Origin of the sequence: Streptomyces sp. NPDC050988 (assembly GCF_044456225.1) — a bacterium.
Lineage (GTDB): Bacteria > Actinomycetota > Actinomycetes > Streptomycetales > Streptomycetaceae > Streptomyces.
The window spans coordinates 72,666-94,023 of the sequence record NZ_JBITFQ010000034.1; the positions used below are offsets into that span (position 1 = coordinate 72,666).

At 67.1% G+C, this 21,358-nt stretch carries 22 protein-coding genes and 1 pseudogene; 12 read left to right on the forward strand and 11 right to left on the reverse strand.

Features of this window, described 5'->3' with window-relative positions:
* Nucleotides 1-478: 478 nt before the first annotated feature.
* The gene (locus ACIBEI_RS41935) at nt 479-1,699 is read right to left on the reverse strand and encodes a helix-turn-helix domain-containing protein (protein ID WP_398896098.1); all 1,221 of its coding nucleotides are present in this window, start codon (nt 1,697-1,699) and stop codon (nt 479-481) included.
* Between the two features lie 109 nt (nt 1,700-1,808).
* Here ACIBEI_RS41935 and ACIBEI_RS41940 point away from each other — a divergent pair, with 109 nt between their 5' ends.
* Entirely contained in the window at nt 1,809-2,369 is a 561-nt protein-coding gene (locus tag ACIBEI_RS41940; protein WP_398896099.1) for a flavoprotein, read from the forward strand.
* Nucleotides 2,370-2,516: 147 nt separating this feature from the next.
* Here the strand turns inward: ACIBEI_RS41940 and ACIBEI_RS41945 are convergent, their stop codons facing one another.
* The 7 genes and pseudogenes from ACIBEI_RS41945 to ACIBEI_RS41975 all read right to left on the reverse strand — a co-directional run bounded on the left by ACIBEI_RS41945 (nt 2,517) and on the right by ACIBEI_RS41975 (nt 10,050).
* A complete protein-coding gene (locus ACIBEI_RS41945) occupies nt 2,517-3,026 on the reverse strand; it encodes a hypothetical protein (RefSeq protein ID WP_398896101.1) in 510 nt (169 codons plus the stop codon).
* A complete protein-coding gene (locus ACIBEI_RS41950) occupies nt 3,023-4,885 on the reverse strand; it encodes a glycoside hydrolase family 15 protein (RefSeq protein WP_398896102.1) in 1,863 nt (620 codons plus the stop codon). Before ACIBEI_RS41950 ends, ACIBEI_RS41945 begins: the two co-directional genes overlap by 4 nt.
* A gap of 65 nt (nt 4,886-4,950) precedes the next feature.
* Complete coding sequence (locus ACIBEI_RS41955; protein WP_398896103.1) at nt 4,951-8,049, reverse strand: lantibiotic dehydratase; 3,099 nt, start codon at nt 8,047-8,049, stop codon at nt 4,951-4,953.
* Nucleotides 8,050-8,286: 237 nt separating this feature from the next.
* Entirely contained in the window at nt 8,287-8,739 is a 453-nt protein-coding gene (locus tag ACIBEI_RS41960; protein ID WP_398896105.1) for a hypothetical protein, read from the reverse strand.
* Between the two features lie 241 nt (nt 8,740-8,980).
* Nucleotides 8,981-9,220: a DUF5999 family protein gene (locus ACIBEI_RS41965; protein ID WP_398896158.1), complete on the reverse strand. Its 240-nt coding sequence runs from the start codon at nt 9,218-9,220 to the stop codon at nt 8,981-8,983.
* A gap of 12 nt (nt 9,221-9,232) precedes the next feature.
* A pseudogene (locus tag ACIBEI_RS41970) lies at nt 9,233-9,565 on the reverse strand (DUF6415 family natural product biosynthesis protein); the annotation flags it as partial.
* Entirely contained in the window at nt 9,562-10,050 is a 489-nt protein-coding gene (locus tag ACIBEI_RS41975; protein WP_398896106.1) for an ATP-binding protein, read from the reverse strand. The pseudogene ACIBEI_RS41970 and the gene ACIBEI_RS41975, both read right to left, overlap by 4 nt.
* A 323-nt stretch (nt 10,051-10,373) precedes the next feature.
* Here ACIBEI_RS41975 and ACIBEI_RS41980 point away from each other — a divergent pair, with 323 nt between their 5' ends.
* The 4 genes from ACIBEI_RS41980 (at nt 10,374) to ACIBEI_RS41995 (ending at nt 14,393) form a co-directional block, all read left to right on the forward strand.
* Nucleotides 10,374-11,759, forward strand: coding sequence for a Tat pathway signal protein (locus ACIBEI_RS41980; protein ID WP_398896107.1), 1,386 nt, complete (start codon nt 10,374-10,376; stop codon nt 11,757-11,759).
* A gap of 72 nt (nt 11,760-11,831) precedes the next feature.
* Entirely contained in the window at nt 11,832-12,323 is a 492-nt protein-coding gene (locus tag ACIBEI_RS41985; protein WP_398896109.1) for a TrmO family methyltransferase, read from the forward strand.
* 360 nt (nt 12,324-12,683) lie between these two features.
* A complete protein-coding gene (locus ACIBEI_RS41990) occupies nt 12,684-13,466 on the forward strand; it encodes an aminotransferase class IV family protein (RefSeq protein WP_398896111.1) in 783 nt (260 codons plus the stop codon).
* 9 nt (nt 13,467-13,475) lie between these two features.
* Complete coding sequence (locus ACIBEI_RS41995; protein WP_398896112.1) at nt 13,476-14,393, forward strand: formylglycine-generating enzyme family protein; 918 nt, start codon at nt 13,476-13,478, stop codon at nt 14,391-14,393.
* A gap of 32 nt (nt 14,394-14,425) precedes the next feature.
* Here the strand turns inward: ACIBEI_RS41995 and ACIBEI_RS42000 are convergent, their stop codons facing one another.
* Nucleotides 14,426-14,794 (reverse strand): hypothetical protein, encoded by a 369-nt coding sequence (locus tag ACIBEI_RS42000; RefSeq protein ID WP_398896113.1) that lies wholly within the window; start codon nt 14,792-14,794, stop codon nt 14,426-14,428.
* 399 nt (nt 14,795-15,193) lie between these two features.
* On the opposite strand from ACIBEI_RS42000, the gene ACIBEI_RS42005 reads away from it, so the two are divergent.
* The 4 genes from ACIBEI_RS42005 to ACIBEI_RS42020 all read left to right on the forward strand — a co-directional run bounded on the left by ACIBEI_RS42005 (nt 15,194) and on the right by ACIBEI_RS42020 (nt 17,191).
* Nucleotides 15,194-16,057, forward strand: a complete 864-nt coding sequence (locus tag ACIBEI_RS42005) for a helix-turn-helix domain-containing protein (protein ID WP_398896114.1) — start codon at nt 15,194-15,196, stop codon at nt 16,055-16,057.
* A complete protein-coding gene (locus tag ACIBEI_RS42010) occupies nt 16,057-16,269 on the forward strand; it encodes a DUF397 domain-containing protein (protein WP_240364074.1) in 213 nt (70 codons plus the stop codon). The genes ACIBEI_RS42005 and ACIBEI_RS42010 overlap by 1 nt, the downstream gene beginning before the upstream one ends.
* A gap of 295 nt (nt 16,270-16,564) precedes the next feature.
* Entirely contained in the window at nt 16,565-16,786 is a 222-nt protein-coding gene (locus tag ACIBEI_RS42015) for a putative ATP-grasp-modified RiPP (protein ID WP_398896159.1), read from the forward strand.
* Nucleotides 16,787-17,044: 258 nt separating this feature from the next.
* Nucleotides 17,045-17,191, forward strand: a complete 147-nt coding sequence (locus ACIBEI_RS42020; RefSeq protein ID WP_398896115.1) for a hypothetical protein — start codon at nt 17,045-17,047, stop codon at nt 17,189-17,191.
* A 40-nt stretch (nt 17,192-17,231) separates the two neighbouring features.
* On the opposite strand, the gene ACIBEI_RS42025 is transcribed toward ACIBEI_RS42020, so the two are convergent.
* Both ACIBEI_RS42025 and ACIBEI_RS42030 read right to left on the reverse strand, forming a co-directional pair.
* Nucleotides 17,232-18,314: an aldo/keto reductase gene (locus ACIBEI_RS42025; protein ID WP_398896117.1), complete on the reverse strand. Its 1,083-nt coding sequence runs from the start codon at nt 18,312-18,314 to the stop codon at nt 17,232-17,234.
* 99 nt (nt 18,315-18,413) lie between these two features.
* Nucleotides 18,414-19,265, reverse strand: a complete 852-nt coding sequence (locus ACIBEI_RS42030) for a hypothetical protein (RefSeq protein ID WP_398896119.1) — start codon at nt 19,263-19,265, stop codon at nt 18,414-18,416.
* 199 nt (nt 19,266-19,464) lie between these two features.
* Between ACIBEI_RS42030 and ACIBEI_RS42035 the strand changes: the two genes are divergently transcribed.
* The 3 genes from ACIBEI_RS42035 to ACIBEI_RS42045 are packed head-to-tail and all read left to right on the forward strand — an operon-like array spanning nt 19,465 to nt 21,241.
* Entirely contained in the window at nt 19,465-20,193 is a 729-nt protein-coding gene (locus ACIBEI_RS42035; protein ID WP_398896120.1) for a hypothetical protein, read from the forward strand.
* Entirely contained in the window at nt 20,166-20,705 is a 540-nt protein-coding gene (locus tag ACIBEI_RS42040; RefSeq protein ID WP_398896121.1) for a winged helix-turn-helix domain-containing protein, read from the forward strand. The genes ACIBEI_RS42035 and ACIBEI_RS42040 overlap by 28 nt, the downstream gene beginning before the upstream one ends.
* Complete coding sequence (locus tag ACIBEI_RS42045) at nt 20,702-21,241, forward strand: transposase (protein WP_398896161.1); 540 nt, start codon at nt 20,702-20,704, stop codon at nt 21,239-21,241. Before ACIBEI_RS42040 ends, ACIBEI_RS42045 begins: the two co-directional genes overlap by 4 nt.
* Nucleotides 21,242-21,358 lie beyond the last annotated feature (117 nt).

Here is a 21,358-nt window from a genome sequence, read left to right on the forward strand (position 1 = left end):
GCCTGCCCTGCTTGTTGCCAGCCCAGGAGGTACCGGTCACCCGGCGCGAGGAAGGCGACATCGAGGTGGTGCAGACCCTCGTTCATGCATTCCTCTGCTCAGAAGCGAAGCCGGATGGTGGCTACATGGCCGCACACGCCGCCGAGTGCAACGCCCGGGGCACGTGTGATAACCGTAGAAGCCGCTACGGAGAAGGGTGGAACAAACTGTTCCACCTCGTTTTCGAGCCTGATGGCTGGCCAGCGGCCATGACATCCTGCCGAGCGTCCGAGCATCCACCGGCCGACAGCACTTCCTTGGTTCCTCGAGAGGTCCCGCAGGGATGAGACCGACCGTGACACCCGGCACGAACAGCCTGGGCGCACGAGCGCGGTGGAGGCGGAAGCTGTGCAACGAAAGCCTGCCAACTGGTGGGCCCGCGGCATCCTGGTCCTGGCTGACAAGGGAGATACGGGAGACCGAGGATTCGCGATGCTGGCTACTGCAGACCGAGTCGCTCCGCCAGACCAGCGAATTCGTCATCCAACGTGTGGGTCTGTCGGACCATTTCCGCCACGAGCCGCCGTCCGTCTGGATTGAAGGCGATCGTTTCTGCAGAGGCTCTTGCCGACTCCAGGAGAGCCCCGCGGGCAGAGTCACGATCTCCTGCCTGGTGGTGACTACGTGCGAGGTCAATGAAGTGCTGGGCTCGCCGGTTTGTTGACGGCATCCGCTTCGGATCCAACTGAGCAGCACTCGCGACAGCGGCAGAACTCCTACCGCACTCTACGTTCACTGCTACGGCGTAAATCCCGACATTGGTCGCGCTGAACATGGTCTCCACGCCTACATGCCCACCGAGGCTCGCTGCAGCCTGCTTTGCCGCTTCCCAGTGGCGCCAGGCATCACCTGCTCGACGGTCGCTGGCAGCACCCATGGCAGCAAACAGCAGCAGAGCTCCATGCAACGACTGCTCCTCGACCGAGGCCGGACGCGCGACATGGCGAAGCGCAGCGAGGGCGGTCTCTTCTGCTTCCTGTGGCTGCTGAGCCGTCAGAGAAGTCATTGCTGAGCCCCATCCCGCAAGGGCCATGAGGTACGGGTTCTCGGAGGCATCAGCAGCCAATAGTGCTCTTTCTGTGAATTGAGCCGCTAGTTGCATTGCCCGTACTCCGTAAGCAAATCGCTGGCCGAGAAGGTAGACGCTTGTCGCAATCTCGTAGGCTGCGCGACGCTGGACACCCGAGGCCGAGGTGGCCCGAGTCAGCGCGGTGGTATCCCGCAGCAGGCCTGGGAGCAGCAAGCCGAGTTGCGTGTTCTGCGTGCGCGAAACATGCCACGCATCCCACGCGTGTCGGACTCGGCCTTCCAGACGTTCCGTCGAACAAGGTGCTACTTCCGGAGATGCCGCCAGCAGCGTGTGCGTCAGTACCTTGCGCACCTCCGGGACTGCGGGATGTTCGGGCATCTCCAACCCAGTAGCCGTGAACCTCCGCCCCACCAGCGAGCTGAGGTCATCGATACGTAGCACCCGGGCAAGGTCGATCAGGGTGTCCAGACGCAAAGCCCCGCGTCCCTCCTGTTCGAGCAAGCTCATCCACCGTTTGGTGTGCCCCACCAGTTGAGCCAGCTCTTGCAGCGACAGACCACGTCGGCGTCGGTGCCACCTCACTCTGCTGCCTACCAGCACAGCGAGATCGTCACCCGCAGACTCCGGCATACAGCGTCACCCCCGTGGCAGAATCAGGGCCCGGCGCCACCGCGCGAAGGCGATTGCGAAGCGGTGAGCCGGGGTCAACCGTTGTTCCGACGAGAGCGGAGAAGGCTACGTGGGTTCCGCAGAGGCCAAGCAACTCGTGCTGTACGTCGTGGCGTGCGGCGGGTACCCGGCCGAAGACCTTCCCGCTCTGGTGAAGTGGGCCCAGGGCGAGGGTTGGGACGTCTGCGTTATCGCAACGCCCAAGGGGCTCGAGTTTCTCGACGTTCCAGGGCTTCGCCAACTGACCGGCCATCCGGTCCGGTATGACTACAAGCAACCGGATGACCCCGATGTCCTGCCGTCGCCGGACGCCTTCCTGATTGCCCCAGCCACCTTCAACACCATCAACAAACTGGCCACCGGCATCTCGGACACTCTGGCGCTCGGTCTCCTCAACGAAGCCATCGGATTCGGCAAGCCGATCACCGCCGTTCCCTGGCCCAACAGGGTGCTGGCGCAGCGACTCCCCTTCCGTAACAGCGTCGAGAGCCTTCGCAGCGAAGGCGTTTCCTTCGTCCTGGACTACGACAGCCTGCCCGCTCCTGCATCGGGGCGGCCCGGGGCGAAGACGTTCCCCTGGAACCAGGTCCACGAGGAACTCACGAACGTACTGCGCCGCCTGACAGACTGACGGCGCGGTACATCTGCCGCACGGAGCCCAGCCGACGGCACATTTGTGTACCTCACGAGGAAGGGCGAAGGCTCGCACGGAGGAGGCCTCTGGTTTGGCCGGGCGCGTGCAGTGTGGGGTGCTCATGGTGACTCCGTGAGGCGGCTGTCAGAAGGAGGTCTCGCTGCGTGCCAGCGTGAGGAAGCCGCCGCGTGCCCGGATAGAGGCCAGGGTGCTTTCGTAGACCTCGTCGAATGTGCTGATGTCGGTCCGGGACGCCGCAACGATGCCGTGGATCTCGCCGTCGCAGATGGCGGTGAACAGGCGGGATAGCTGGGGGCGCAGCGCGGGGTCGGTCATGCCGGTGCTGTCCCAGGTGGTGGCTCTCGCCTCCCACCTCCGTCGGCCAACGACGTTCTGGGTCTGGGTCAGTCGGCAGGCGGGGTCCTGGTCCGGCTCGATCAGGGTGTACTGCCCGACGCATACGGTCGTGCCGGTAGCAGCGAGACGCTCCAGTGCCCGGTCGACGTCAGCCTCTCGTATGGCACGTAAGCGGGCGGCGTGGCTGGCAGGCCGGCCGGATCCCGTCAGTGTCGGCCGGAGCGACCTTCCGACGGTGTGGAGCGTGCCACGGCGCTCGGCGGCACTCGCAGTGGGGGTCGTGAGTAGGGTGGTCACAGGGCTTCCTGGGGGGTGGGGGCGGCCAGCGAGGTCGATGGGCGAGCACTGATGGCGGCATGCTCCTCGGCGGACTCGTCCGTCAGGACGTTGGCGGTATCGACCAGGGCGAGGAGGCTGAACGCCTGTGGGTAGTTGCCCACCTGGCGCTGACGGAGCGGATCCCATTCCTCCGCGAGGAGACCGAGATCGTTGCGGAGCGCGAGCAGCCTCTCGAACAGCTCGCGGGCCTCATCAGTCCGTCCGATCATCGCCAGATCGTCGGCGAGCCAGAACGAGCACGCCAGGAAAGCCCCCTCGTCACCCTTCAAGCCGTCGACGCCCGTTTCCTCGCCCGCGGTCCGGTAGCGCAGGACGAAGCCGTCCGGCGTCAACAGCTCCCGCTGGACCGCCTCAATCGTGCTGATTACCCGCTTATCGTCCGGCGGGAGGAAGCCCATGTGCGGGATCAGCAGCAGGGCGGCGTCCAGTTCCTTCGAGCCGTACGACTGTGTGAACGTGTTGCGCTTCTTGTCGTAGCCCTTCTCACATACCTCCCGGTGGATGGTGTCGCGCAGTTCGCGCCAGCGTTCCAGCGGGCCGTCGGCCGCTCCCGATTCGATCAGCCGGATGGTGCGGTCTACCGCGACCCAGGCCATCACTTTCGAGTGGACGAACTGGCGGCGCGGTCCGCGGACCTCCCAGATCCCCTCGTCCGGCTCATGCCAGTGGTGTTCGAGCCATTCGACGAAGGCGATCTGGAGATCGGCGGCCGTCTCACCGACGCCCAGGCCGGCCCGGCGGGCCCTATGGAGTGTCTCGATGACCTCTCCGTGGACGTCGAGCTGGAGCTGGGTGGCCGCACCGTTGCCGACGCGCACGGGAAGGGAGTCCTCGTAGCCGGGCAGATGCGGCAGCTCGGCCTCGGACAAGCGCCGATTGCCGGTGATGCTGTACATGATCTGCAACTTGGCCGGATCCCCGGCGACGGCGCGCAGCAGCCAGGCCGCCCAGTCCCGTGCCTCCTGCTGGTAGCCGCTGCGCAGCAGTGTGGAGAGCGTGATCGCCGCGTCTCTCAGCCAGCAGTAGCGGTAGTCCCAGTTGCGGTTGCCGCCGATCTCCTCGGGAAGAGAGGTCGTCGGCGCGGCGACGATGGCGCCAGTGGGCGCGTAGGTGAGTGCCTTCAAGGTGATCAGCGCACGGACCACGGCCTCGCGATACTTGCCCCGGTAGGTGCACTTGGACGCCCACCGCTCCCAGTACGTCTGCGTGTGCGTCAACGCCTCCTCGGGGTCGAGGGCGGGCGGGGGAGCTTCGTGCGAGTCCGCGTAAGCGAGGGTGAAGGAGAGCCGGTCGCCTTCAGAGAGGTCGACGTCTGAGCAGACGACACCGTCGTGCACGGTGGTGGCCGCCTGGGTGTCGAGCCAGAGTGCGTCAGGGCCGGCGACGATGGCCGTCCGGTCTCCGGTGGATGTCACCCGGGGGCGGACGAGGCCGTAGTCGAAGCGGGGGCGCAGACGGGAGCGTACGGTGACTCGGCCGCTGACCGCGTCCACGATGCGCGTGATGCGCGGGATGTGGGCATCGCCCTGGGAGGGAGGCATGAAGTCGGTGACCCGCAGGGTGCCGTTCGGGGTGACCCACGTCGACTCCAGCACCAGAGTGTCACCGCAGTAGCGGCGGTGCGTGGCCGGTACCCGCTCGTCACCGGCCGGGCCCAGTTGCCAGGAGCCGTGGGTCTCGTCGCCGAGCAGTGCGCTGAAGCAACTGGGGGAGTCGAATCGGGGGAGGCATGTCCAATCGACCGCTCCGTCCCTGCCGATCAGAGCGGCGGTGTGGAGGTCGCCGACGAGGGCGTAGTCCTCGATAGGTGCGGACATAGATGGCGAATCCATTCGATGTTGGTGCGGTGTGTGGTGGTTGGTCGCTGAGCTCGGGCAGGTGGTCAGCGGTGGAGGTGGGTGGCGGCCAGGGCGACGGAGCGTGCCAGGCGCCACGACGTGCCGCCGGGGCTCTGTCCGGCGAGACGGAGGTGCGCGGTCAACAACGCGTGCAGGACCACGTCGGGGTCCGAATGCGGGGTGTGGTCGACAGCGGTGCGGTAGTCGCCCAGAGCGACATGCCGTGGTGCCCATCGGTCTGTGACGAGGGGAGTGCCGCCTGGAGTACCGCGCAGCATCTGCCATCCGTCGGCAGGGTCGGCCAGTGTCCGGGCCTGCTGCACCAGTTCCCGAGGTAATGGCGCGGCGGTGGCCGACTTGGGCTGGTTGGCGAGCCACTGCAGGCCGCGCTCCGTGTCCTGGTGGAAGCCGGCCGCGATGGCGACGAGATTGGCCGCCGCCAGCACCTGCGGGGAGAGGGCGCGGACGTGCGTGATCTGGTGGGCGAATGCGGCCGAGTCGGCTGCCAGGACGTCTTCCGCAGCCATGAGATTCTCGTTCTCGCCCCACAGCCCGGTGTGCGGCCGGTAGGAAACGAGGTCGAATCCGCTCAGGAGCCCGGTGTCCGCCAGGTGGCTGCCCCAGGGGCCAAGGATGCCCAGCGCGCCGGCGGCGTCGACCGCGTTGTCCAGTCGGAGGTTGAGCATGCTGTGTGGCCGGTCCTCCTGATCGTGCGGGGTGATCCACCATGCGGGGTGGTCGAGGTCGTAGAGAAGGACCGGCAGATGGTCGACCAGCACGGCGGGCCGGACGTGGGGCTGGCAGTACAGGCGGACCGAGAGATAGCGCGAGGAACCGGGAAGGTGGACATCAGCGCGGTGTGCGGTCGGCGCGCCGTGGATGGCCGGGGCAGGCCGGGTTGCCGCAGCAGAACCCAGGAGAACGACGAGTTCGTGGGGGCGGCCGCCACACCAGCCGTAGGCACTCTCGGGCTCTGCCTCGACGAGCGTCAGCTCGCCGAGCCGCCGGGGCCGTTCGAGCTGCGCACGCAGAAGTGCGCGGTGGGCGGCCGTGTCCAGGCCCAGCCGGAGCCGAGTATCGAAATACTCCAGATACACCGTGTCGGGCAGCCGCCACTTTTCGCGCAGCGCGTCGAAGGCGTCTTCCCACTGCGCGGCTGATGCCTCCTGCCCGGGCAGTCCGGCGTGGGCGAGGCGCCAGGTGGCGGGGCTGAGGATGCTGCGCCCAGCGCGTACGCGTGGCCGGACGGCCAGGTGCCGTGCGGCACCCCAGTCCCAGGCGGCGAGATTCCCGAAGTCGCCCATGATCCTGCTGCTCTGCCCGCGCTGTAGTTCGTCGAGGAACCGGGCGATGGCCGGGGTCTGGCATTCGAGCTGGAGCGGGTGGGGGATCGCCGCTTCCAGAACCTGGCCCCGCGACCGAGAGACCAAGAGCAGCCGGCCGTCGTGGTGGGTCACCGCGAGATCGCTGAGCGGGATGACGTCCGGGTCTGGTGTGCGGTACTCGGACAAGGAGATGAGTGGGGCGCTCAGACGCGGGGTGCGCGTAATGGGCGTCGCTCGCAGTGACAGTGGGGGGAAGGACAACTGCACGGGCAGGGCGCCCTCGAAGGCGGTGGGCCGTCTGGCCAGGGTCCCCAGGAGATCGCTGGGGGAGTTCTGTTCGGCGAGCAGTGCGGCGAACCGGCCGCCGCTGAGATGGCCCCAGCCGCGGCCTACACGCCGCACCTCGACAGCGAAGTCGCCCGATTCCAGATCCTGCGCGCTGGCCGCGTGCACCACGGCGGCCAATTCCACATGCGCAGGCGCGTCTTCAACTGCGGGAGGCCGGCCTCCGGCGAGCCTTTGGATGGTCTCCTCGTCGAGGAGGAGCTCCCGGCCGTCGGCGACGGCCTGCTGGGCGAGAGCGACCAGCACCTTGTCGCGGTGCACGGTGGAGGGCTGCGGGGCCCGCCGTGTGCCGTGGAAGTCCTCGGGGAACCCGAGTTCGTCGAGCAGGTCCTGGAGTGGGACCAGCGTGCTGTCGCCGTACGTCTGCCGGAACCGCTCCCGGTAGCGGGCCCAGGCCAGCGTCCCCCCGGGCTCGGGGCTGACCCGGGCCAGGACGCCAGCGGCGCGCTCCGCCTCCCACGCCACCGCCCGGGGCACGACCACGTCAGCGTCTAGGCGCACGTCCAGGGTCAACGGGGAAGGTTGGTCGGCGAGCTGCCGCATCCGCGTGACCAATGTCGTTCGGCTGCGTCCGGCGTCCGGCGGCGCGGCCTGTTGCCGGTTAAGTGCACGCATCTCCTCGTCGATCTCCCGCAGGGCACAGGCCAGCTCGGCAGCATGACCGGCCTGGGCAGCGCCCGAATTGAAGAGTTCGCGCACCACGTAGCCGAGCGGGTCGGTCTCGGTGCCGGCGGGCTGGAGACTGGTCAGGAGCATGCGTCGGGAGATCATGAGGTCCAGCAGCGCCTCGGCCTCGCTTGCCGTGAGGTCCGGATGGTCGGCGATGAGCTTGTCCACCACCTCCCTGTAGGGCACGGCGGCGCTCGCCATCTGCACCGCCGTACGCACAGCGGGGATCTGCCGGATCGAGACCTCCCGCACAGCCGTCCCGGCCGCGTCCAGAGAGCGGGGCTGCCAGGGAAGCACCAGCCGCTCCCCGCGGACCCGCAGGCCGTTGTTGGCCATCAGCCGCAGCAGCTGGCGTACCTCCGGGATCGCCTCCAGCTGCTGCACGATCACCGTCATCCAGAGGCCGTCGGCCCGGCTCACCGCGTGGTGGGACTGGCCCCATCGCGCGACGGTGGTACGGCCGAACCGGCCCTCGGCCACTCCGGCGAACAGACCGAACGGCGTGGCCCGGTGTCTGATGCGCAGGACGTAGCTGAGCAGTGCCAGGCCAAGACGCTCGATGGACTCGGTGCGGAGGAGGCGGTCGTCGAGGGCGTCGATCTCACGGGCAAGGTCCGGGCTGGCGTAGCGGACAGCGTCCGCGATCTGCGGAATGCTCCAGGTCTCGCGTACCCAGGAGAACCAGGACGGGGGAGTGCGCGGGGTGATGTCGAATCCGGCCGGCGTTGGAGGGATCGGCAGACCGTCATGCAGCACGGAGCGCACCAGGATGCCGCGCTGGGCGCGGTAGAACGCTCGTCCCATCTCGTCTCGGCCTTCCTTCTAGACAATCAACAGCGGTCGTTGGGTTCTGCGGGGGTGTTGACTCAGAGGTCACTGAAGAAGTGCGCCAACGCGTCAGCTGTCCTCGGGACTTCGACTTCCTGCACGTCGAGATCCCGGACGAGGCGTTGGGCGTCGGATGCCCGATCCGTGCGTGCACTGTCAACGGAATGGGTTCGGGGCCGACACCTGTTGACCGCGGGGACCGGTGGCAGGTCTTCAGACATGGCACGCCTCGCGAGCGCGCATCCTGAACGGCTGACGTGCTGCACCACGCATCCGCGCACGCATGAGGCTCAGCGTGTCGTGGAGCACTGCCGGGGTGGTCATCGAGGCGGCCAGCGGCCTGGGGGGAGTGAGCCAGATACGGTTGCGGCAGACCGGCTGGTATCCATGCATCCCGCACCGGAGAGCCGGACCGCGGCTGCTCGCGGAGTGCGCGGCACGCCACCGGTCAGCCGTCCCGGACTCCACCGGGATGAGGAGCAACCGGTGGGCGATGCAGCACAGCAGCGGCCCGACCCGGTGACCGGTATCGATCATGGCATCGATCGCGCACATACCGAGGCCCGTGCCGACCCGGACGACATCGAAGTCGCCCGGCAGCTCGGACGGGGGAGTCTCGCCGAAGCCAAGCAGCCACTGGTGGCGAGTGGTCAGTAGGGGAGTCATCAGCTCTCCGGTCAGGACGGGGGTCCGTCGGGCGGATCCGCTCAGCGAGGCAGCTGAGCAGCGAGGATGATCGTCATCAGGGCAATGGCGAACGTGGCGATACGCAAGGCGTTCTTCGGCATAGCTCGTCGTCTCCGGGCTTGTACGAGGGCGATTCAGGTGCCGGACCGAGCGAGACGGGCCTCTTCCGGCGAAAGAAGAGCACCGTGGTAGCCCGACGACACCTGCGGTGACGGCGGAATCACGAATCCACCTCCTCGTGACCGTCTGTGACGGGGGGAGGGGGAAGGGGCCGTCGGGGGGAGACGACAAGGCCGTTCGGCAGGACGCATCCTGTGTCTTCGAAGGTAAGGATCCCGTTGCACAGAAGGCTGTATCCCAGTACTGGGCAGTGCGTGAGCACCTGGGCGGCCTGGCAGTCCGCTGCATCCGCGGGCGGACACTCGGGCTGGTGCATACATGCCAGTCCGATCCTGCTCATCTCGGTGAGCACGGACTGAACGGCGATCGCCAACTGCCGAAGGTGCACGCGGGACTTCATGAAGTCATCCGGTGCTTCCTGCGCCGCCAGCAGGCAGGCAGTCTCGAGTGCATCGGCCAGGGAGGCACAGCTCAGCGACGTGTCAGCCGCTGGACCGAGTTGCATCAGGTGACCGCGAAGGCGGAGAACGAGGAGGTTCACGTCCTGGTCGTCCTCAGGGACAGGAGATTCCTCATCCAGCACCAGGGCGATGGTCTCCTTGGCGGCAGCGACCACCGATCGAACCAAGGACTGGTCCTTGCGATGGGCACGGGAATCAACACGCGTCAGCGCGCGGATACTCATGAAGCCTGCTCCCCTCGGACGAAGGGCGCATCGAACTCAAGCCAGACGGACTTCCCGGTGCCGGCGCGGTTCATCTTGACGCCCCACCGGTCGGCGAGGACACCCACGATGCTCAGTCCCCGACCGCTTTCCCGCTCCCCCGATTCCGGGCGCTCTTGCGGTCGTTCGTCGGACGGGTCGTGGACGTCCACGCGCACTTGCTCGTCGCGGTACACGGCCTTGACGGTGACTGTGGTCTTCGGCGGACGACAGCGACATCCGTGCTCGACCGCGTTCGCCATGAGCTCCTGCGCCGCCTGGACGACCTCGTCGGCAACCTGTTCGAGTCCCAACTCCGAGAGCGCGGCATGCAGTTGCCTTCGCACGGGCCTGATTGCCGCAGGATCCGCCTCGAACGAGACCTCCAGAAGCACCAGAGGCCGCAACCACTCCGGCCGGTCCGGGCACCCTGCCCCGACGTCTGCGTCATCGTTGGAGACCTTCATACACGCTCCTTGGGCCGATCCCGCCGCAGCATCGCCAGCGGTGCCACGCCGTACGGCGGCAGGCGGAAGCGTCGGTCGTTCGGTGTGGCTTCGCGTCAGGTAGTGCACGTTCATCGGCTGCTCCGCCTCGCTGTCATCGATCGGACCGAGCCGGTCTTTGCGCGGGCCCATGTGAATGAGGTCGTCGATTCCCCTACGTCGCATAAGCGTTGGAGGAATATCGTCTTCCTGAGACAACCGCTTTCGGCGCCCGGCCGGTATCCCGCGGGGCGCGCGGATCCAATGCACGTTATGCAAGATCGTTTCGGGGACAGGGGCGCACCATGGGGCGCACACGCAACACCAAGCTGGAAGCCGTGATGCAGGAACTTGGCCTGCCTCAGGCCCGTTTGACAGCTCGTTTCCGAGCTGTTGCGGCCGAGAACGGTGCCCACGAGCTGGACAGCACGAACCAGTCGAGCATCGCCCGCTGGGTGGCCGGCACGCGGCCGAGCGGCCGAGCGCCGTCTATCTTGGCCGAGACGCTCTCGCGTGGCCTTGGCCGCATCGTCACGCTCGCCGATATCGGGCTTGCCCCAGAAGGGGGCACCGCTCTGCCGTCGCCGGAGTGGAGCGTCGACACACTGACGACGCTCGTGAACCTCGGGGGCACTGACATGGACATGGACCGCCGCCGGATACTGGTCGGCTCCGCCTACTCCGTCGCGGGCCTGGCCTTGCCCTCCGAGTCGTGGTGGGAGGAGGCGGCCGAACGCGCCCGTGCCCGCGAAGCGTTGTCCACCCACACCATCACCCCTCAGGACGTGGACAGTGTCCGCGAGATGACTGTCTTCTTCTCGCGCCGCGACCAGCAGCGCGGCGGCCGAGGCGTTGGCCGAACGGCGCTCGTGGCCTACCTGCGCACCGAGGTCGCCGCATACCTCGCCGGGCACTTCCCCTCCGAAGAGGTGCGGCGCGCCATGACCTCGGCCGCGGGAGAGTTGGCCTACCTCGCCGGGTGGACCGCATTCGACGCGGGCGAGCATCCAGTGGCCCTGCATTGGTTCACCGTCGCCACACAGCTGGCCGAGGAGGCCAGGGACGCCCCTCTGGCCGGCCACGTCCTGCGCGCGATGGCCCACCAGGCCGTCGACCTCAAGCAGCCTGCGCAGGCCGTACGCCTGTCCACGGACTCGCTCGCAGGAAAGCGGTATACCAACGCCAGCTGGCGAGAGAAAGCACTGATCGGGGTGGTCCACGCGCGCGGCCTGGCCGCCGACAACCGCCGCAAGGAAGCCCTGGCCACTCTGCTCCAGGCGGAAAACGACCTCAGCAGAGCCGAGGGGGGAGGCGATGAACCGAGCCGCGTGTGGTTCTTCGGCCAAGCCAGCCTCGCCCACGAAACCGCCGCCGCCCTGCGCGACCTCGGCGACCTGAAGGGCGCTGAGAAGCAGTTCCGCCACAGCGTGCGCACCCGACGCAGCCAGTTCCAGCGGACCCACTCTGTGACTCTCGGATACCTGGGCGCCGTTCAGGTCCAGCAGGGCCAGCTCGAGGCCGCGTGCGACACATGGGGACAGGCCCTCGACGCCATGACCGGAGTGCAGTCCGGGCGGGCCCGTGAAACCGTCGTGCAGATGCGCCGCGCCCTGTCCCCGTTCCGCAACCGCGGTGGCGGTCCAGCAGCCGAACTCGACGCCAGGGCCCGGGCCATGCTCAGCGTAGGCTGACGCCGCCCAGACGACGATGGCGGACGAAACTGCCTGCCCAGCCATCGGCAGGAACCGAAGAAGAGGGAACGCATGTCCGACCAGCAGCCCATCGAAGTGCCAGTGATCGGAAGGGTCGTCGGGGGCCACACTGGACGCCTCGACGACTTCAAGGGCGGTGTGGAGTCGATCATCAGGCTTGAACCGGATTTCCCCGAGGAGACCTTGAAGGGCATCACCGAGTTCAGCCACCTTCAAGTGATCTGGCACTTCAGCGAACGGTCGTCCGACGATGTTGCGCTGCACGCCCGCAGCCCCCGCGACAACCCTGCGTGGCCGGCGACCGGGACGTTCGCTCACCACAACCACCGGCGGCCGGCGGGCCTCGGAGTCTCTTTCCCGAAGGTGCTGCGGGTCGACGGGCTCGACATCCATGTGACCGACCTGGACGCTGACGACGGCACACCCGTCATCGACTTGGTAGTGGTGTTCCGGGAGTTCCTGCCTCGCGGCCAGGTCACACAGCCGGCGTGGCCCGGCGAGATGCTCAAGGACTACTGGACCGACTCCGCGCAGCGGCCGTAACAGGCAGGCGTTCATCACGTACCTCCGTCGGGCGCTCGGCTTCACCTTCCAGCTCCCCGAACGCACGTTGCTGGCGAACGCGTGAGCCGTAGCCCAGCCTGTGGCCGAGTAACCCGCAGTGACGGTCGACATCGGTGCCATCGGCGTTCTCCCGGGTGACTCACAGAAGTGGGGGCATGTGCTGGTAGCGGCTGGGCGCTGCACGGCACACCTCGTCTCACGAATCACCATGCGTGTCCGTACGGTGACCAGCGAACACCGGCCGGTGAGGACTTGGGAATGACTTTCCGATGACGTTGACCCGTCAGTAACCACGATCGGGGTGCCGCCACAAACCACTGCCCTGCCATGCTGGACGGCATGGTGACACTCGATGGAAAGCCCGCATCCGCAGACGACTTGCTCTCCCTGGCCCTGACCAACGTCGGCCACTTCACGTCCATGCGCGTCGACGCCGACGGCGGCATCCGCGGCCTGGCGCTCCACATGGAACGCCTCACCAGGGACTGCAAGATTGTGTGGAACGCAGACCTGGACACCGGTCGCGTCCGCGCCTACGTCCGGCAGGGCTTGGACGGGCAGAGCGGGCCGTGCGTCGTCCGCGTCACGATCTACGACCCGAAGGTCGAGATGGGGCACCCAGCAGACGCCAACGAGCCGCACATCCTGGTGTCCGTACGCAATGCCGGCGCTCTGCCCCCGGAACCGCTGCGCGCCATGAGCGTGCCGTACGAGCGCGACCTGCCCGAGGTCAAACACGTCGGTCTCTTCGGTGCCCTGCACGCCCGCGGCACGGCGCAGCACGCCGGATTCGGCGACGCACTGTTCTACGGCCCCGACGGACTCGTGAGCGAAGGCGGCACCTGGAACGCGGGCTTCATCGACCAGGACGGCACCGTGGTTTGGCCGCAGGCGCCGGTGCTGCCCGGCGTGACCATGGCGCTGCTCCGGCAGCACGTCGAGCACCGGGTCGCCACCGTCACGCTGGACCAGGCCAAGGGCATGGCGGCCGCATTCGCGACGAACACGAGCATCGGCGTTCGGCCCCTGGCCGCGATCGACGAGACCGAGTTCCCCACCGAACACCCCGTGTTGAGGCAGCTCCAAGAGACATACCTGTCGATCCCCGGCGAGACCCTGTAGAACGAGATGATGACGGGGGTGACCAGGTGGACCGGCCGCGAGGCCGGCCTGCTGCGTAAGGCCATGCGTAAGACCGGCAAGGCGTTCGCCGAGCTGGTCGGTGTGAACCAGCGCCAGATCCCCAGGTGGGAGGGCCGGGGCGAGACGCTGGAACTCAGCCTCACCAACCAGGCGGCCCTCGACACCCTCCTCTCCCAGGCAAGCCGAGAGATTCAGCTGCGGTTCGCGGCGCTCCTCACCGAACGAGCCGCCGTCCAGCACGACGCGCGCGCCGAGGAGCTGCTGCGCCGCGACTCGCGGACCAGCAAGCACCCCGTCGACGGGAAGGTGATGACCCTCGTCGAGGAGGGCATCTACCTGTCCGGCCCCGACAACCGTTCGGTGTGGCTGGACTCGTTCCTCATCGACGTCTACCCGACGACAAACGAGGACTACGACAGATTCGTGCAGGCCACCGGGCACCGGCCGCCGCAGCACTGGCCCGACGGCCGGTGCCCCGTCACCCTGACCACTCATCCGGTGGTGTGGGTGACGTGGCACGACGCCACCGCATACGCACGCTGGTGTGGCAAGGCGCTGCCCACGTCCCGGCAGTGGGAAAAAGCTGCCCGCGGCCCGAAGGGACGCGTCTACCCGTGGGGCGACGAACCCACGGCAGCAAAGGCGAACGTCGCCGAGACCGGCATAGACGACACGACGCCCGTCTCCCGGTACCAGTCCGGCGTCAGCCCATACGGCGCGTTCGACATGTGCGGCAACGTGTGGGAGTGGTGCTCTACGGAGGAGACGCCCGGCGGCGGCCGGTACGAACTGAAAGGCTCGGCGTTCACTTCCCCGTTCGAGCGTGCTGCGCCGTCGCTGCAGAACGCGGCGAACGCCAGCATGCGGGACAACGACACCGGGTTCCGCTGCGTCTCCGAGTCGTAGGCCAGCCCGCCCTCGGCCGTCCGGGGGGCCTATCACAGCCGCCCCATCTCGGCTTCCGGAGCGATCACCGCGACGAACGCGCAGTGCATCTCAAACCAGAGCAACTCCTGCTCGTACGCCTCGGCGTGGGGACTGATCACGCTGGTCGTGGTCACCACAACACCGTCCGCGTACCCCGCACGGATCTGCTTCCGCACGAGGCGCCAGCCCGTACGCAGTTCTGGATTGGGTGCGCCGTGAGGGTCGGTGAAGGTCTGCTCTTCACCGCCCACCTGCCAGGAATTGCGCACCGCGAAGGTGGCAGCCGCATCGAGGGAGTTGGATGGCCGATGGCCACCGACAGACAGCGCGTACCGGCACACACGTGGCGCCCGGCCCTTGGCCCGGACCTCGGCAATCACCTTCTGAAGGTTGTCGCACCGTAACGCAGCGAGCCGGGCACTGGGGCCGGGTTCGACTCGGACCCTGTCCGGGTGCCACTCCGCGTCGCGTTGGTGCTCCACGTCCATCCAGTCGCGAGCCCTGCGTGCGGTGATGCTCTGGCGCATTCCTGGCCTCGGCTTCGTTCGAGGATGCGGTCGGTCCACGCGCGGGTGACGTGTCCGACCCCAACGGAGGCAGGGGGCAGCCACACCAACAGGCAGCACACCGCTCAGCAAGCGCGGAATGGCGATGCGTCACCCGACGGCACTAGCATGCTCCCATCGAGCACTCCTGCGCAATATCGAGCGTCCGATTCTCGAAAGGATAGAACAGTTGTTTTATCGCCAATGCTCCTCGCGACTGACAGAATGCTCCTCATGACTCAGAAGAAGCTCCCTCCGCCTGTCATGAGGCGCCGCGTAGGAAGCTTGCTGCGCGACTACCGTGAACGGGCCGACCTGGCACCCGGCGCAGCCGCCAAGCGGCTCGGCTGGGACTCCACGCGCCAAGGACGCATCGAGCGGGGCATCTACCGAGTCGCCGCCGACGACATCCGCAAGATGCTGGAGACGTACGGCATCCACGACGACGAGGAAGCGGTCCTCGAGATGGCCGCGGCCTCCAACGAGCCGCCGGGCGCCGGTTGGTGGGCCGCATACATGGGCCAAATCTCCGACGCCCTCCTCGACTTCATCATCCTGGAGTCGAAGTCGAAGAAGATCCAAGTCCAGCACCCGGCGATCATCCCGGGCCTGCTCCAGGCGCCGGGGTACGTCAGGGAGATCTTCAACAGCCCGCTCCATCCGGACAATCGAGACCGGTCAGACATGCTGAGCGCCATCCGCATGGCACGTCAGGAAGTCCTCCACCGACCCGGAAACCAACTTCACGCGCTGATCTCCGAAGCCGCGCTCCTACACCGCTTCCCCAGCGCTCCGGGTGTCATGAAGGAGCAGCTTCGCAAGCTGGCCGACGACGCCGCGCAGCCCAACATCACCATCCAGATCGTCCCGGCGGACGTCCCCGCCTACGCGGCAGCGAACCAGGCCATGACCATCATGAGCTTCCGCCACCCGTGGCCTGCGGCCATCTCGATCGACAACTCCTTGGGCGGCAACATCCTGGACGAGCCCACCGAAGTGAGCGACCTTTCGGTCATGTTCGAGAAGATCGCCGACCTCGCACTTCCCGCGGACAAGTCGCGGGAACTCATTAACGCTCACCTTGAGGAGAAGTTCTGATGCCCGGCTACACCTATACCGACAAGAAGACTGGCATGACCTGGCGAAAGTCGTCCTACAGCGGCGGGGAGCAAGGGCAGTGCCTGGAGATCGCGGAGACGGGCGAGGCCATCCACGTCCGGGACTCCAAGAGCCGTGACGGCTCCACGCTGACCTTCGCCCCCGTCGAATTCGCCGCCTTCGCCAAGTTCGCGTCACAGTTCGACGTCTGAGCCGTACACACCGAACAAAAAGGGCTCGCTTCCCCCCACGACCAGTGCGGGGGGAAGCGAGCCTTCTCGTACAGCCGTACCCATGGGTGAGTGGAGCGTACCCCGCGTGATCGGCAGCAGGAAGACGCCACGAGGAGGCTCAGGCCGGACTGTATGGGCTGGTCACAAGTGATCGATCAATGCCGGATGCCTTGGGCGTCATCTACCGGCGTGTTGGGGGCACGGCGACACACTGTGCGTTGATGGTCGCCAGCGACCGGACGTCGAAGTGAGCGTGGCAGCAGCGCCGTTGGGTGTGACCCGCATGAGGCCCTACCCCGAAGCCGCCGTACTTCCAGCTGCGGAGGTCATACTCGACCCCGTGACGCAGACATGTCGATGGGTCGGCTCGGACGGTCTGGACATGCCGTTAACGAGCAAGCACCAGAAGTCCGAGACGAGCAAGGAGACCAAGACGAAGGCCAGTCTGGACGGCGGACCTGACGAGGGCAGCGATCAAGAAGAGGACGCGGATTGACGCCGGCCGCCTCCGTCCTCATCGTTTCGCAACTGGATGACGCAACCGCTGATTCGGTCATCGAGAAACTGAACCGGTGGCAGGTCCCCGTCGTACGCCCGGACCGGGCGACTTCCCCTGGATATCTCCTTCGGGGCCCGCCTGGACAACGACGGGATCCGGGGAAGTGCCGAACTCGATAGGCGGGACAGCTCGGCGCCGGGGGCAAAGGCGTCGCCGACCCCGAGTTGGTCACCGCACTGGAGGGGCACCCACCCCATGCCGACCGCCGTCCAGTTCGAGAACTTCGAGGGCACCAGCTACGTCGAGGGCACGGACTGCGCAAAACTCCACGACGACGCCTTCGGCCAGATGTCGCGGCAGCCGTGCCGGGCTCAGATGCGAGCGGTAGTTGCAGGACCGTAAAAGAGAGCGGGGTATGGAGGGACGAACTCGCTAGGGTAGATCATTCGTCGAGGAATACTTGACCATCGCCATTGAGACGTGCCTGTGCTTCGGCAAGGATTGTTCGGGCCTGAGACAGCTGTTCGTCCGTGGGGACTCGGCTGGTTGCAGTGATGTTGGCGCGAACTTGGCCGGGGTGGGTGAACCCAGCGATGGCAATTGCGTTGGTGGTGCGGTTGAGGCAGGACCACAGAGCGAGAGCAATGAGGTCCTCGTGCTCGGGTGCGATCGTCTGCTGGATTTCGGCGAGGGCGTCGTCGAGGACGGCCAGAGCTGGCGCGGTGAACCAGCGTTTGCGCGTCCGGTGGTCGCCATCCCCGAATGCGGGCGCTTGATCGGGGGAATGGGACCGAGTCAGGAGTCCTTGTCCGAGGGGTTTGTTGATGAGCACTCCGCAGTTGCGCTGGTCGGCGAAGGAGAAGATCCCTTCGGAACTGGCAGCCGGGGTCAGCAGATTGTCGCGTACGGCAAGGATGTCCGGCTGTACGAGGTCGAAGAGCGCACGGAATCTGGCGGTTTTGTTGCCGCGCAGGGCGGGCGGAGTGGACAGGCGGTCGGGCGCGAAGCGGTGCGGGCCACGGAGGCTGATCGCGCGGATGATGCCCTCGTTCTTGAAGGCATGCATGACGTCGATCGCCGGTTGCAACCACTGGTCGTCGGGGCCGAAATCGTGGTGGTGAAGGCCGTAGATGTCGAGGTGGTCGGTGCCAAGGTTGTCCAGGGTCTGGGCGAGCTGGCGACGCATGTGGCGGGGGTCGAAGCCGTGTTCGGCGGTGCCGGTGAAGTATCCGACCTTGGACGACAGGACGATCTGATCGCGTGGGACCTGGGCGACGAGCCGTCCCAGACGCCGTTCGGACAGGCCGTGGCCGTAGACGTCGGCGGTGTCGTAGAGACGGGCGCCGAGTTCCCAGGACGTTTCGAGCCCGGCGATGGCGGCGCTTTCGTCTGCGCCGGTCGACCATCCCATCGGCAGGCCGAGGTTGTGATCGGGACCGCCGATGGCCCAGCACCCGATGCCGAGGGCCGGGGCTGTGATGCCGGTACGTCCGAGCGTCCGGGTGGGAAGCGAATGCGAGGTCATCTCGGAGCGGACTCCTCGGCGTCGGGGATGTGAGATCCCATCATGAGCCTTTGCGCCACGAGAAACCGGCGGTTTTGGGGCGGCCCGGACCGGGTGGGATCAGGCGGGCCGACTGTCTCGGATGACGGCGTCCCATTCCTCCTGGACGAAGGTGAACAGGCCGCCGGGGCGCTCGCACACAAGGACGGGGACGCTCGCAGCGCGGGTGCGGCTGTGGCTGTAGAAGCCGACGACTGCGGTGTTGTCGAGGCGGTAGAAGGAGAACATGCGGTCGCCCGGCCGGTAGTAGATCTCGATGGCCGCGCCACCGTCGGTGCGTAGGGCGGCGTACTCGGCCCGGGTGTCTTCGATGCGCCGTCGCAGTTCTTCGGCGGTGAGGCCGAACCGGTTGGCCAGGACGGAGATGGTGCGTTCGTCATCGGGATCGGCCAGGACCGCGCGGATGCGGGCGTCCTGGCGGGCGGCGACTCTGGCGAGGTCGCGGGCGTGCATCCGGGTCCACGTCTGGCCGTAGGCCATGTAGATGTCGAGTTCGCGGACATCTGCGAACAGCTCGTGCCATTGCATGTCGGTGAGGTAGGTCGTTCCGATCCGGGTGAGACCGGCTTCTCGAACCTCAGCGACCAGTTCCTCACTGAGCGGGCGGAGCTCTTCGGCATCGATGTCGTGAGAGGCCAGTCGGTTCCAGGAGACGAGCCACCGCGGATCGTCGCCGGTCTTGATGCCGCAGGCGTGGAGGAACGTGAACAGTAGTAGCTTCGGGGGGAGTCGTTTGCCGGCGAGCATGTCGCTGATGCTGCTGCGTGGCAGGCTGCGTCGGCCCCGCCGTGCGCGCTGTTCCAGTTCTCGCAGGGATGGGTTCCCGGCCCGTGCCCGTACCCGTCGCAGGCACATCGCGAGGTCGGCGACGGTCCGGGCCTCGGTCGGATCGATGTCGTCGGGGTTAGGCACGCAGATTCCTGATCAGGGCTTTTGCGGGTGTCCGAGAGTGTCCGAGAAGTGTAGCCATCGGATGCTGTGAGGCGGACCAACTTCCAGGTGGGGGCTTTGACCTGAGACGAATGAGTCCGAGTCCGTCCGCGCCCCTTGGCTCGTGGTGCCCCGGTCACGTCTGCTGGTCAGGCCAGCCGAGACGATGGGAGCCAGGTCGATGCCGATGGCCACGTCACGCCACCCCGAAGCAGCTGTAGATTCCGAATGGGGCGACCGACTGATCGCCAGCGTCGAACATGCCACCGGCCGGCCACTGCCGCAGGCTCAGCAGCATCATCTGCTCCAGATCCCTGCCAGCTGGCCCAATGCACTCCGCCAGGCACTCAGCGGGATCCTTCCCGGGCAGTTCAGCGTCACCGGAACCCTCGACGAGCGGCTGCTGCTCGCCGAACGCGCACCGGGACTGACCGGGTGGACGATCGCCGACCTGGCGGGACGGCCGCACTCGGCCCGGGACTGGCCCGCGTGGACAGCCGACCGCATCATGGTCGACCAGCCGGAAGAGTGGCTGTCCGGTGGCGCCGTCGCCGCCGACGGGGTTGGGCGCCTGGCGCGCCCGCGGGTTCTGCTGGTCTCGCTGTACCACCCCGAGTGGTTCCCCCTTCCCCGCTTCCCTCTGGGGATCTCCGATCTGGCACGGGCCGCCAGGCGAACCCTGCTCGGCCAGATCAGCTTGACGGACATGCAGCTCGGGGTGAGCTTCGATGATCTGCTGGGTGAGATCGCCACCACGGAGCCCGACATTGTCGGGGTGTCTGCGACGTTCGGCCAGCACGACCTCCTGACCGCCCTGTTACTGACCTTTTCGGGTTGCCTTCGGGTGGTGACGTTGGGTGATCCCTGCGGTATGCCAGTGTTATGCGGTACGCGGATAGTGGGGGCCTGACTGCTGAGCGGCGGGCTGCGCGTGAAGGGATCCGGCTGGAGGCCGGGCGGAGGTTTGCTCGCGGTGACAGGAATTCGGTCATCGCCAAGGACCTGCGGGTGAGTGAGCGTTCGGTGGAGCAATGGCGCCGCAACTGGCGTGAAGGCGGTATCGAGGGTCTGAAGTCGAAGGGACCCGCGAAACTGCCGAAGCTGTCGGACGAACGGTTCGCCGTGCTGGAAAAAGAGCTGGCCAAAGGGCCGGCCGCGCATGGCTGGGAAGATCAGCGGTGGACGCTGGAACGCGTCAGAACGCTGATCGGCGGCCAGTTCAAGGTCAGTTGCTCGATCGCGGGAGTGTGGCGGCTCCTGCACCGCCACGGCTGGTCCTGGCAGAGCCCGGCCCGCCGTGCGCTGGAACGTGACGAGCATGCGGTCGAGCTCTGGAAGAAGGACGTATGGCCGCAGGTGGAAGCACCGCGGCGGCGCTCGGGGCCTGGATCGCCTTCGAGGACGAGGCCGGGTTCGCGATGACGCCGCCACGAGCCCGCACCTGGGGCCGGCGCGGACAGACTCCCGTGGTGAGAGTGCGAGGCCGGTCCCGGCGGCGGATCTCGATCGCTGCGATGTGCTGCTACCGGCCCGGCGAGAGGTCCCGGATGATCTACCGGCCCCGCTTCCACTCCTTGCTGAAGGGTGCACGCAAGAGCTTCGCCTGGCAGGACTACCGCGACCTCCTGGTCCGCGCGCACCTGCAGCTCGGCGCCCCGGTCATCGTCGTCTGGGACAATCTCAACACCCATCGCACCGCTGGCCTGCGTGACTACGCCGCAGGCCACGACTGGCTCACGATCGTCCAGCTCCCCTCCTACAGCCCGGACTTGAACCCGGTGGAAGGGGTCTGGTCCCTGTTACGGCGAGGCCCGATGGCCAACACCGCGTTCACCGACCCTGACCACCTCACCCGCACCCTCCGCCGCGGCCTCGCCCACATCCAGCGGCACCCGGAACTCATCGACGGCTGCCTCACCGAAACCGGCCTGACCCTCAACTCCGGCACCCGAAGCTAATCCGACAAGGTCAGTAGACCACCTCTACGAACGTCCCGTTCCACCTCTGGTGCTGGCGGGCGGGAGCCTGACTGCCCGTAACGAAGCACTCCTGCTCGACACTTACCCGAAGCTGCT